Raw genomic sequence first — 11,423 nt, forward strand, 5'->3', positions numbered from 1 at the left:
GTGTAGCCGGTCAGTGAATGCAGATGTCAGCGGGCCGCCTCAGGTCGGTGCCCGGTTGTCTGTAGAGACAAGCCTACCTTTGCGAGCCCCGTGAAGAAACGACATAGCGCGGCCCTCTGCGCGGCGTCAGTCCCCATAGAGCTCGCCGCGCGTCCAGTCCCGGCTGCCCAAGGGCTGCTGGCCGTGCAGACGCTGCAACAGGCTTGAGCGCGCCGCTTGACGGGGCATGTCCTGCGCCTGTGCCGGCGCCATGGTCGCCACGGGCTTGCCGCGCGCCAGGATGGTCACGACTTTGCCGGCGGCCACCTCCCGCAGCAGGCTGCAGAACTGGAGCCTGGCCTGCGCGGCGGAGATGGTTTTCACAAGGGGAAAGCTGTTGTAGTGATCAGCACTACATGTTCACTTCAACGGTTTGGGTGTCAAGCCGCCATTGCCAAGTCGATTGCAGGCCTCGGAAACCGAGCCTGGCCCGGGAGCGTGCCGAGCGGAAAACCGTCTGCTGCTTACCCAGGGCCTTGGTCTGGGTTGGTCGTCAGCCGCGCCAGCAGCGCCTCCACGACCGCGCGTGCCTGGCACTCCTGCCAGTACGAGCTTTCAAGATCACAGGCGCAGCGGGTGCCGGCGTTGACGGCCGGGTGCTCGTAGAACACGGCCGGGCCGCTCGCTCCGTCGCAATGATCTTCAGCGTGGCGGCGTGCTCGGCGGTGAGCGCCTCGTTGACCGGGAACAATCGCTTCACGGGCATTCCTGAACTCCTGGGACGGCTCGGTCACCGCCCGTGCTGCGGGCGCCAGACATTGGACGACGCGGTGCACGCCATGTCCGGCCTGCCTGCGGGCAACCGGCGTACGTCGTGTCGAGAGCAGCTGCTTTCAGCAAAGTGCAACCCAGCCCAGATTGCCGCGCCGCACGGCCTGCTCGATGGCAGCTGCGGCCGAAGCGCCTCGAGGCCCGAGCAGGCACCGCAATTCGCCCAGTGCGGCCGCAAGCTGCTCCAGGCAGGCCCTGCACCACGACAGCGGCAGCGCCGGATCACGCGCGGTGTGCAGCAGCGTCCTGGTCATGTGCCGCAGCACGCCCACCTCGTCGAACACGCCCAGGCGCGCCAGCTTGGCGCCGCCGAGCACATAGTGGTGGATGCGCTGCGGCTCGCTGGCATGCCGGGCGCGGCGCACGTCCCGCTGCAGCGCCTGGCAGCGCTGCAGGAGCTGCTGCACCGGCCGCGCCAGATCCATGGATGCCCCATGCAATGCGTCGGCATCGCGCGCGCGCAGATGGGTGTCGTGGAGCGACTCGCCGCCTTCAGCAGGCGAGGCATCGACCGGTTTCAAGGAGGTGTGGTTGTTCACTGCGACGTTTGCGGCGTGGGGTGCAGGTTGCAGGACAGGGCCTCCCTGTGTGGCACCCCGGCACGGCGCTGCTGGCGCGGTGCGGGATCTTGGTTCACACCAGGATGCCCAGCGAATCTGGCTCGTGGGCCGGCGCAGCGGCGCCTGACCTTGGAATGCCGAGGTTGGGCGGCTCACTCGAGCATGCAAGCCGCAGAACAAGGCAGGCGGCAGCAGAAGGCTGCGCGGGATGGAAGAAAGGAATCGGAGGGACACAAGCAGTTAGCCCACTCCCCCGAGTCACCCGGTAAAGCCAGGGGCGGTTGCGACGCCCCGTGATGGTCTGGCGCGCGGCTGCGCAAGCCCGCCTTCGCTACTGGCTTGGACGACTCCGCGGCAGCGCGGCACCCAGTAATGACTCACATCCGCCGCCGGGACACGGCCAGCGGCTGTCTTTTTCGTGGCTCGCACACTGACCCCAACTGATCAGACTGTGCCGCACGTCACGGGATCTCTTGCGCAGCTCCTGGGTGGTGCAAGACGGTCTTGCACCCCGCCTGTTGTCCGGAGGGTAATCGTCTCCTGCGGTGGAAATGGTCGCCTTACAGGCTTGCTGCTGCCGGGCCTGGACCGCGTGCAGATCCGATCCAGGTCAGCTGCGGCGCCATGTTTGCGGCGGACAATTCATGCCGGCACGGACCCCAAGGCGCCAAGCATTGGACGGTGCAAGACGGTCTTGCACCTTGCCAATCGCCGTCCGCGTGCCGGCTGCTGCTTCCAGGCCCGGCTGTAAGGCAGAACATGCGCGTGCGTGCCTAGCAAGGCTGCAACTTCCTTGGCGAAGCTGAACCCGGTGCAGTTTCCATCTTGCAACATGCAAGACCGTCTTGCACCAAGTCCACGCCTCACCGGCCTGCCGCTCATCCCAGCCAATGGCGCAGGCGCTCCTCGAATGCTTCCCACTGCTCCGCCGGCAACTGCGCGGGGTCCAGCTCAAGTTCGACGCGCACGCGTTTGCCAGTGCGGCGGATCACGCCTTCCCGTCCCGGCCCAAGCGCCAGCTTGCGTTCTGACGTGGAAGACGGTCTTGCACCCTCCCCGCCCGGCACGCTGACGAGTACCTTGAAGACCGCAACCGCCGGCAGCCGGTCCGCCCGCACCTCCCGGGCGCGGGCCTTCACCCCTGCGGGATCGCGCTGGCAAGCGTCGGACAGCGCCTTGGCCCAGCGGAACTGGATGTCGTTGGGCGAGGAGAACGCATCGAGCACGGCCTGCGGCAGTTCTGCAATGCGCACAGCCTCGCTCACGTCAGTGGATCCGCGGCCAATGTCGGCCGCCAGCGCCCGCATCGACGGAAACAGCCCCTCCGCCAGGGCACGCCGGTACATCTGTCCCTGTTCATAGGGCGAGAGGTTCTTGCGGTGGCGGTTCTCGCGCTCCATGTGCGCGAAGAGCTCCCGGTCGCCCAGCGGCTTGATGACGGCAAGCACCGGCAGCCCCAGGTCCAGGCAGGCGCGGTGGCGGCGGTGTCCGAACACCAGCTCGTAACGTCCTCCCTCGCCTTCCATCGGCCGCACCATGATCGGCTGCACATTGCCGCCCGCGTCCTGGATCTCGGCCTTGAGTGCCAGGAACTCCTGATCCGAGAACGACGCGTCGGCACGGTTGGCCCAGCGGCTGGGCAGGATCCGCGCCGCGTCCAGCAGCTGCGCGCCGCGGTCGTTCTCAAGTTCCTGCGTGAGGGCTTTGAGGCTTTCCACCTCGCGCTGCAGTTCGTCGGCCTTACCGCGCAGCGCGTTGGTGTTGAAGATCGCCGCGGTCGTGTAGCCCACACCGGTCTTGACCGCCGGCTGCGGCGCAGGTTCAGGCACCGCCTCAGACGTCTTGGTCCGCGCCTCCGGGATCACGAAGGCGATGTTCTCGCCTACCTTCTCGCGCCGCTTGGTGCTCATTGCGCACTCCCCAGCCGCTCGGTCTGGTTGGACCAGAACATCTGGGCCTGGTCTTCTATGAGATCCACCAGGCGGTCGAAGGCGTCGGTGGCGCGCTTGAGGGTGCGTGCCGAGGGCGCGTTCTTGAGCTGGTCGTAGACCGTACCGAACTCGGCTGATCCGGCAATGGCCGCTGCGGTCTTCGGAATCTCGATCTGCAGCAGCTTATCGGCGTAGGCGGCGCTGAGCCACTTCTTGACGAGGATCGCACTGGCATCGGTGCTCTCGACCTTCGTCAGCAGCACGTTCACGAAGGCAAACCGCTTGGAGCCCCCACGCGCGCGCACCAGCGTCCCCGTCAGGTCGCTGAACAGGTTCCAGAATTGAGCCGAGCTGGCGAAGTCCAGCGCCGAGGGCGGCAAGGGCATCACGATGCCGTCGGCAGCCATGAGCGCGTTGATCGTGACGTAGGAAAGCGAGGGCGGGGTGTCGACGATGATGAAGTCGTAGCTGTCGCGGGCGTTGTCCAGCGCCAAGTCCATCACGCGCCAGAACTCGAAAGCCTGGTCGTTCATCTGCCGGGCCGGCAGTGCGAACTCCGCACCGAACAGCACGGGTGCTGCCGCGATCAGGTCGATGCCGTCCCAGTACGTTGGGCGCACCGCATAGCCCACGTCATCCTGGTCCCCGTTGAACAGGGGCAGCAACGTGTCCTCGGGTGCCACCTCCGAGTCCGGCAGGATGCCAAATAGGGTGGTGAGACTTCCCTGCGGGTCGCAGTCGATCAACAGCACCCGGTGGCCCGCCAGCGTCAGGCCCTGCGCCAGGGTCGCGGCCGTCGTCGTCTTGCTAACGCCGCCCTTGAAGTTGCCGATGCACAGCGTGCAGGCCGTGGCCATGGGCGGTCGCATGTCGCCACTGCGCGTGGCACGGACCCACTGGCGTGCCTCGGCCAGCGTGAACTCGCGCCGGGCCCCGCTGGGCGAGAGTGCCCCCGTGGGAAGGTCGCCCTTCTTGATTCTGGCGTCGAACCGGTTGCGGCCCAGTCCGGTGAGTTCGGCCAGCTGTGAAGCCGTGAAACGCGGAGCCTCCTTGCGCGAGGTGGGCGACAGCATCGTGCTGCGGACCTGCGACAGGATGGCCTGCACACGTTCAGCCTGAACATCGATGTCCTCCAGGCTGAGTCCCGGTTGTTCCAGCAGCGTATCGTCCAAACCGAACCTCCACGGCAGTTATTGAGCGTCATGGGCATTGTAGGCGCTGACGTGGATTTCACGACCGATCAGTGTTTCCTACGTCCAGTACGCCGCTGTAAACCCAGCAAAACGTGTTTTTGACCGAGCCATGCCGAACCTTGTCCAGCTGGGGTTTCAGTTGTATTCAAGCCTTATTCAAACATTTGGGGCTGTGTATAAGTGCTTTTATCCCATACGCGACAACCATTTGCAGCAATCGGGTGTCCGCACTTATGACTGAAGGTGTCCGCACTTCTGACCTTGCGCGTCCGCACCTTTGACTAACGGCGTCCGTGCTTTTGACTCTTGGTTGGATATGTCCGCTTGCGCTCTTGTGGATAAGCCAAGGGAGGTGCCGCAGTCAGACGAAGCTGTTTGCTGCGTACGAACGGTTCGTGAGCCGAAGCCGCTACGGCAGGGGCGTCCGCACTTTTGACTCAGCGTGACATCCCTTGAGCCGTCCCATCGACACGCCCGCCGTGTCCGGCAAGGGCCGGACATATACTTCCCGGCATGGACGAGCCCATGCAGTTGCCCGACGTCCCCCACGAGCGCGGCGACATCTACCGCAAACCCGTGGCGACGCTGGCAATGGTGCCGATCAACGGCCGGCTCACGGCCGGGGGACGCAAGCTCTACAACGTGATGGGCCGCGTAGCCCAGCGGCAGGGCGACGTTGGCAAGCGCGGCTACCAGGCCAAGCTCAAAGCGCTGCTGCGCGTGCTGGACAAGGGCAGCAACGAGGCCGGCATCATGCGCCGCTACCTCACCGAGATGATGTCCACGCGCTGCGAGTGGCGCCCACTCAAGCCGGGCGAGGGGCTGCCCGGCGAGCATCCCGACGACGTTTCGCTCAGCGAGGTCCGCATCTTTGCGCTGCTGGCGGAAGTCCGCTGCTTCCAGCGCGGGCGCGAGAACTGGGTGACTTGGTTCTACCCGCCCACGATCGAGGAGCAGATCCTCAACCCGCGCCTGTACGCGCAGATCAACCTCACGACCATGGCTCGCCTGGGCACGCACGCGGCCGTGGCGCTGTACGAGCTGTGTGCCCGCTACCAAGGTTCCGGGCGCACGCCGCGCAAGCCGTGGGGTTGGTGGGTGCCGGTGCTGCGCGGGCACGAGGTGACGGGCGACCGCGAGTACCGCAAGTTCAAGAGCGAGTTGCTCAAGCCGGCGATCGCGCAGATCAACGAGCACACCGAGATCGAGATCGATCTTGTCGAGTATCGGGAGGGCGCAGCAGTCGTGGACCTGCAGTTCACGGTCAAGCCCAAGCCCGACTTCAAGCTCGACCAGGGTGACATCGAGCCAGTGGACCTGACGCCGGTGGAGCAGGCGCTGGCGCTGGGCATCCGCGAGCTGGACTACGACGTACTGGTGGACCGCTATGGCGAGGGGCCGGTGTTGCGCGCGCTGGAGATCGCGGCCCGGCAACTGCGCCAGGAACCCGGCACCAACGCGCTGGCCCACCTGAAGTGGGTACTGGAAGGCGTGGCAGGGGAGAGCACCCGCAAGGCTGCCAGGCGGCGCACATCGACTCCGTCCGAGGTAGCAACACCCGTACCGGTGCCCAGCGTGCCCGTGCCTGATCCGGAGCAGGAGTTGAAGCGCGAGCAACTGCGCCGAGACTTCGAGGCTCTGCCTCCCGGGCAGCAGAAGCAGTGGCTGCTGCGACTGCGCGACGACGTGGTGGACAAGGGCGTAGCGACGCCCGCGCTGCTGCGCCGCATCGCGGACGGTGACTGGAAGTCGCCCGTCGTGCTGGCCCGGCTGGAAAAGTACTTTGCGTCGCACCAGTGACACGGTTACGGGGCTGCGGAAGGTGTGCGGCTGAAATGGGTCTGCTTCACGAACCTCAACCTGCCAGCCAGGGCTGCGCGTGAAGCCAGGGCGCTTAGGCTGTGCCGAACCCGGCCACCAAGGAGCTGGACATGCCTGAAGAGCCGAGGACGCTACCCTGGAGTGAAGAATGGGTTTGAGGCTGCAAGTGTCCACGTCAACGTTGCAATGGACGCAGAAGCAGACGGCGGCGGTCCACTTCCAGGTGCCGTCCAGGCTGTAGCGCGATGGGATGCGATACCGCGTCGCCTTAGCCTGCAACGATTCAAACTGGATGGAAAACCCATGGATTTCGCCTCCTCGTGGCCGTGCAGCCGCCGCCTCATGCTCGGCATGGCCGGAGCAGTCACCGCTGCGCATTTGTCCCGGGCGCTGGCGGCCGATTCCGGCACGCCCATGAAGGTCGCAGCATTGTTCGCCGGCCGCATCGATGACCGCGGATTCATGGAGGCCGGCTGGAGAGGCCTGCAGCGCGCCGCCAGCGAGCTTGGGGTTGATGCCTCGCACACCGACGGGATCGCGCCGCAGAAGGATGCGCTGGTCGCAGCGCTCACGCGGCTGGCGCAGTCGGGCGCTGATCTGGTCATCGCGCACGGCGGCCAGAACAACGAAGCCTGTGCCGGGGTCGCGGCGCGATTCCCGCGCCAGCGCTTCGTGGTCACGCAAGGCAGCGTGACAGGCGACAACCTGGCCAGCTACGAGGTGCTGCAGGAGGAGTCGGCGTACCTTGCCGGCGTGCTGGCAGCCTTGACGACGCGTAGCGGCGTTGTTGGCCACATGTCCGGCATCCGCGTGCGGCCGGGACTCAAGGGCCGTGCCGCCTACGCTGCGGGCGTGCGCGACACCGACGCGCGGGTGAGGCTGCTGACCAACTTCTCGGGCAACCAGGACGACAACGCCCTGTCGCGCCGCGTGGCCGAGGCCCAGATCGCGGCCGGGGCCGACGTCATTTTCACGATGCTCAATGCCGGGCGCGATGGCGTGACGCAAGCCTGCAGGGACCGGGGGCGCCGCCAGATCGGCAACGTGATCGACTGGGTCGAGCGCGATCCGCAGGTGTTCATCGGCTCGGCCGTGGCGAGCGTGGGGCAGGGCGTGTTCGAAGCGGTGCGAGACCTGCGGGCCGGGCGCTTTCCGGGTGGCCAGGTTCGCAAGCTGGGGCTGGCGCAGGGAGATGCGGTGAAGCTCACCATGGCGCCGAACGTGTCTGCGCAAGTGCGTGCCCGCGTGGAACGGACGGCGCAGGACATCGCGCAGGAACGTCTCAAGGTGCCGGAGCAGTACGACGGGGCCGAGTTTCCGACGCCGGCGTAGCGTGCCGTGCGGCCGCGACACGCTCGATACGACCCGGTGCGCTGCATGGCTGGGTGCTGCCTTGCTGCCTTGCCATTTCCTTCTGTTGGCTGTGCCGCCGGTGTCCTAGCTTCGCCGGCAGCAGTCGCAGCGCGACGCTCAGATGGCTGCGCCGTGCGACGTCGAACGCGTCGCACAGCACGCCGGCCGCTGCGTCGAAGACCGGCGCAGGCAGCTTGCGCCGTTGCTCGGCGATCGGCTGCGCCAACTTCCCGGCGCTGGGCGAGCCGGCCAGTGCCCGCAGGGAGAACTCCATCTCGTCCGGTGCCAACGAGGCGTGCAGCGCATCGATGAGCGCTTCCAACTCCGCGTCGCTGAAATGCGTCCACAACGCGGCGGTGACGATGCTTTCCTCCTCTCGATCTCGCTGCCCAGGTCGACACCTCAGATGTCTGGCGTGTCCGGACGTGGCGTGAAGCCGCTGGCGCGGATGGACGTCTGAGGCAGTTTCTTCTGTGCAGCCGGCACCGTGTCCGAATCGTGGCCTCTGAAGTTGACCGGGGTGTTTTCTTTGCTGTCTACCGCGTTGTTCACTGGAGCGTTTACCGACCCTGCGACATCAATGGTCTCGGCCAGGGCCTGAACGCCGGTTGCTACCGTTTCCTCCCCGTTTCCGGAAGTCGTCACCGCCGCGTTGCGCCGGGCTCGCGGTGCCGGCTGCTTCCCGCGTCCAGGCTCATGTGACCTCGCACGGTACAGGTACGTCTTCAGCGACTTGCCCGTGACGGCCAGGCCGTGTGCCGTCAGGATGTCGGCGATCTCGTCAATGCTGTAGCCGCGCTGCTGCAGCTTGACGAGGTCGGCAGCCCTCCTCGCGATGGCTGCCTGCTTCGACAGGACCTGTTGACTCTTCTCTGGCAGCGGCATCTCCCGGAGTTGCAACTTCAGGGACTCGACCTGTGCAACCGTGATCGTCATCGCGTTGTCCATTCCATGGTGCTGCAGCACCGCAGGAAAAGCGTATCCGCGCCCCGCTGAAAGGTTGTGAGCGCGCTGATACGGTGACGGACCGGTTTTTCTGGTGGATTTTCCGGGACAGGGTAGGGCTTGTACTCCCGCCGCGCGCAGCGTCCGTACAACCGGTTGCGCTCCAGTCGTTGCACTCGCTGCGCAGCACCTGCCCTGCTGAGCAGGACCGTACGCTGCCATCGCGACGCGTGAAAGGAACTGGCAATGAGCGCGACCGAAACCCGCAGGCGTACCGGTCGGCTGCTGCCGATTCGATGCCTTCCCGAAGAGGAAGCCGCCGTGCGCGAGAAGGCCGCCGACGGCGCCATGAGCGTGGGCAGCTTCATGCTCCGCGCTGCGCTGGGCCGCCAGACAAGGACACACATCGACAACCACATCGTCGATGAACTGCGGCGCCTGGGTGCGCAGCAGAAGGAACTGTTCCGCCAGGGCGGCGGCGTACTGCAGCAGGAGTACGCGACGCTGCTGGCCGAGATCACGCGGGCCATCGTCCGCATGGCTTCCTGATCCCCTGCGCACCAGGTGGCGCGGCGCTTGGCCCTGGCGCTGTGCAGTTCGAGCAGGCGGGTGCACCATGGCTGCTGCAGTGCATCAGCAGATCCATGAAGCGACGACCTGCCCAGACCCTCAAGGCCTTTGACGGCGGCCGTGCGGACCTGGAGCGCCAGGCACTCTGGGCTGCTGCGCTGGACAGGCCCGAGTGGCCTGCGCTCGTGCGCCGGTTGGCCCGGGCAGGCAACGCCAGCCTGGAACTTGTTCACAACCGATCCGGTGACGCAAGCCAGGACGTTTCGGACCCTCCTTGGCAGCAACCGTGACGTCTCGCAGTTGGCAGGACTGCGCTCGTCACTCTTTGGGCGTTTCCTGATCCTTCTCGACCTCAGCCTGCGCTGCCAGCGTGGCCGTAGCACTGGGCTGGTTGGACCGGCTTACCGCCCGACTGCCACCCAGGTAACAGTTGGTCACTAGTGGGCGATTGTGACCAAGGGCCCTGGCCGTCATGGCGCGCGCTTCGGCGTCGTGGGGTGCGCGCTGCTGACCACCACGCACCGGTGACGGGCCACCGGCCGTGGAGCCATACAGGTCGTTGGCGAACTGGTGACGCAAACCATGGGCAACGACCCCGAGATGGCGTCGCGTGATGCCACAGGACTCCATGAGCAGGTAGAAGCGGCGCTGGTTCTGGGCGTCAGTGTAGCCGGGACGGCCCACGTACATGCCATGGGCCACCGCGGCCTGGCAGCGCTGCAGCAGCGCCCGTTGCGCTGCGTCGGTCAGCGGCACGTCGCGCGGGCGGCCGCCCTTGGTGCCATGGTGCACCCGCACGAACCATTGCTGCTCGGGGAAGGCCTGGGCATCGCGCTCGATGGCCTGCTCACGCGACACAAGCGCCTCGTGAGGCCGGAAGTGCCGGGCTTCTCGGGGCCGCAGGCCGAACCTGGCGCACAGCTCCAACTGCATCCCGACCCAGAAGTCCTTGGCGGCCACCGCGGCAATCATGGCCTCGACGTCCACGCCATGTGCGCTCCAGCTCTGGTCCTCGCGGGCCACCTGGCAGCGATGCGCGTGCGGCGAAGCCTGCCCGACGTAGTCCACCGGCTTGAGCACCATGCCGGGCTTGCCGATCCAGCCGGCAAAGGTGCGCAGGAAGCTCAGGTAGTTGTGGATCGTGGCGGTGGAGTGGCCGGCCTGCACCCAGCGCTGCACCATCGCCTGGACGTGACGGCCGCCCAGTGTCCTGGGGTCCACGTCCTTGTAGCCAGTCTCGTGGCGCAACTCGCGAAAGAAGCGCAGGTAGAAACCGCTGCGGTCGCGCATGGTCTTCAACGAGACGCCCTTGGCCTTCTTGCTGTGCAGGTGGTTGTGCTTGCGCAGCAAGGCATCGAGCACCCGGCGGTAGTCCGAGGTACCGATGGGCAGCCGCTGCAGTTCTGCGTCCGGATCTCCCCGGCTGCCGTGCTGGCGGCCAGAGCCATTGCCGGCACGAGCACGCGGTTGGGTCTTGTGGCGCGGCACGGCGCCAGCAGGTTGTTCCATCACGTTCTCCTTCATGGCGATCAACATCACGGCGGCTGAGCAACGTCAGTCCGGCGGGGTAGCCACGAGCGCGCAGGCGTAGGCCGGACCGCTCGTCCCATCGGCTGCCCAACTGATCGAAGGCCTGACAAAGAGCTCGCTTCACTCGCGCAGCGGGCCTTCGACGCCAGCGAGTGCTTGCAGGGTTTCGGGCTCTACCGAGCCCCGTGGTCGACTTCAATAAACACATCCCGAGAAGCGGCCCGCATATCGGCCGGACGCTCCCCACGGCGCATCGCTGCGCCAGCGCCAGACGCCTCGGGGGCGGGTGACGCAACGTCCCTGGCTCGGGGCCTGGAACGCTTCTTCAGCTGGGATTGATCGAGAACCCTTTTTCCCGGTGCAAGTGCAGCCCTACCACCAGGCCGCCTCGGGGCTGCCGTCTGGCTTTGCACGTGCCGTCTCCATTCGGGCGGCCCGCCGTGCAAAGGTCCCTTCGCAGGGAACAGGCGACGACAACAGGGTTTGAGCGCGTGCCGCCTCCAGGGCAGGGCACGCGCGGCCGCAGGCCGCCCTCAAGGAGGGTCCACGGCTGGTTTGACGCGCCGGCTCACGCCGGGCGCTTAGGATTTATCCGTAAATAATATTTATTCTCAACGGGACCTTGCGGAAGGCGATGATGGCCGCGGCCAGATGGTTGAGCGCGACGAAGCTGCGCTCGAGCTTCTCGTAGCGCACGAGCAGCTTGCGGA

At 66.4% G+C, this 11,423-nt stretch carries 10 protein-coding genes and 1 pseudogene; 3 read left to right on the plus strand and 8 right to left on the minus strand.

The genetic code is table 11. From position 1 onward, the window contains the following. Window positions 1–126: 126 nt before the first annotated feature. The 4 genes from FJ694_RS28670 to FJ694_RS28685 all read right to left on the minus strand — a co-directional run bounded on the left by FJ694_RS28670 (window position 127) and on the right by FJ694_RS28685 (window position 4,473). Window positions 127–363: a type II toxin-antitoxin system Phd/YefM family antitoxin gene (locus FJ694_RS28670; protein ID WP_157270959.1), complete on the minus strand. Its 237-nt coding sequence runs from the start codon at window positions 361–363 to the stop codon at window positions 127–129. A 509-nt stretch (window positions 364–872) separates the two neighbouring features. Next, the gene (locus FJ694_RS28675) at window positions 873–1,349 is read right to left on the minus strand and encodes a hypothetical protein (RefSeq protein WP_157270960.1); all 477 of its coding nucleotides are present in this window, start codon (window positions 1,347–1,349) and stop codon (window positions 873–875) included. An 899-nt stretch (window positions 1,350–2,248) separates the two neighbouring features. After that, complete coding sequence (locus FJ694_RS28680; protein ID WP_157270961.1) at window positions 2,249–3,280, minus strand: ParB/RepB/Spo0J family partition protein; 1,032 nt, start codon at window positions 3,278–3,280, stop codon at window positions 2,249–2,251. Continuing rightward, the gene (locus FJ694_RS28685; protein ID WP_232540268.1) at window positions 3,277–4,473 is read right to left on the minus strand and encodes an AAA family ATPase; all 1,197 of its coding nucleotides are present in this window, start codon (window positions 4,471–4,473) and stop codon (window positions 3,277–3,279) included. Before FJ694_RS28685 ends, FJ694_RS28680 begins: the two co-directional genes overlap by 4 nt. Before the next feature lie 546 nt (window positions 4,474–5,019). On the opposite strand from FJ694_RS28685, the gene FJ694_RS28690 reads away from it, so the two are divergent. After that, on the plus strand, window positions 5,020–6,294 hold the full coding sequence (locus FJ694_RS28690; RefSeq protein ID WP_198321048.1) for a replication initiation protein: 1,275 nt from the start codon (window positions 5,020–5,022) through the stop codon (window positions 6,292–6,294). A 162-nt stretch (window positions 6,295–6,456) separates the two neighbouring features. Next, a complete protein-coding gene (locus FJ694_RS28695) occupies window positions 6,457–7,647 on the plus strand; it encodes a BMP family protein (RefSeq protein ID WP_232540269.1) in 1,191 nt (396 codons plus the stop codon). Here the strand turns inward: FJ694_RS28695 and FJ694_RS28700 are convergent. Together FJ694_RS28700 and FJ694_RS28705 are read right to left on the minus strand one after the other, a co-directional pair. Further along, a complete protein-coding gene (locus FJ694_RS28700; protein WP_157270963.1) occupies window positions 7,598–7,990 on the minus strand; it encodes a hypothetical protein in 393 nt (130 codons plus the stop codon). The two genes, FJ694_RS28695 and FJ694_RS28700, sit on opposite strands and share 50 nt — an antisense overlap. Window positions 7,991–8,070: 80 nt before the next feature. Next, a complete protein-coding gene (locus FJ694_RS28705; RefSeq protein ID WP_157270964.1) occupies window positions 8,071–8,616 on the minus strand; it encodes a hypothetical protein in 546 nt (181 codons plus the stop codon). Window positions 8,617–8,859: 243 nt separating this feature from the next. Here FJ694_RS28705 and mobA point away from each other — a divergent pair, with 243 nt between their 5' ends. Further along, window positions 8,860–9,162 carry a plasmid mobilization protein MobA gene (gene mobA, locus FJ694_RS28710; protein WP_157270965.1) on the plus strand — a complete coding sequence of 101 codons (303 nt, stop codon included), beginning with the start codon at window positions 8,860–8,862 and terminating at the stop codon, window positions 9,160–9,162. 339 nt (window positions 9,163–9,501) lie between these two features. On the opposite strand, the gene FJ694_RS28715 is transcribed toward mobA, so the two are convergent. Further along, the gene (locus FJ694_RS28715; protein ID WP_157270966.1) at window positions 9,502–10,719 is read right to left on the minus strand and encodes an integrase domain-containing protein; all 1,218 of its coding nucleotides are present in this window, start codon (window positions 10,717–10,719) and stop codon (window positions 9,502–9,504) included. Window positions 10,720–11,301: 582 nt separating this feature from the next. Further along, window positions 11,302–11,423: pseudogene (locus FJ694_RS28720) on the minus strand (IS5/IS1182 family transposase); the annotation flags it as partial.

Origin of the sequence: Azohydromonas aeria (assembly GCF_009760915.1) — a bacterium.
Classification (GTDB): Bacteria; Pseudomonadota; Gammaproteobacteria; order Burkholderiales; family Burkholderiaceae_C; genus Azohydromonas; species Azohydromonas aeria.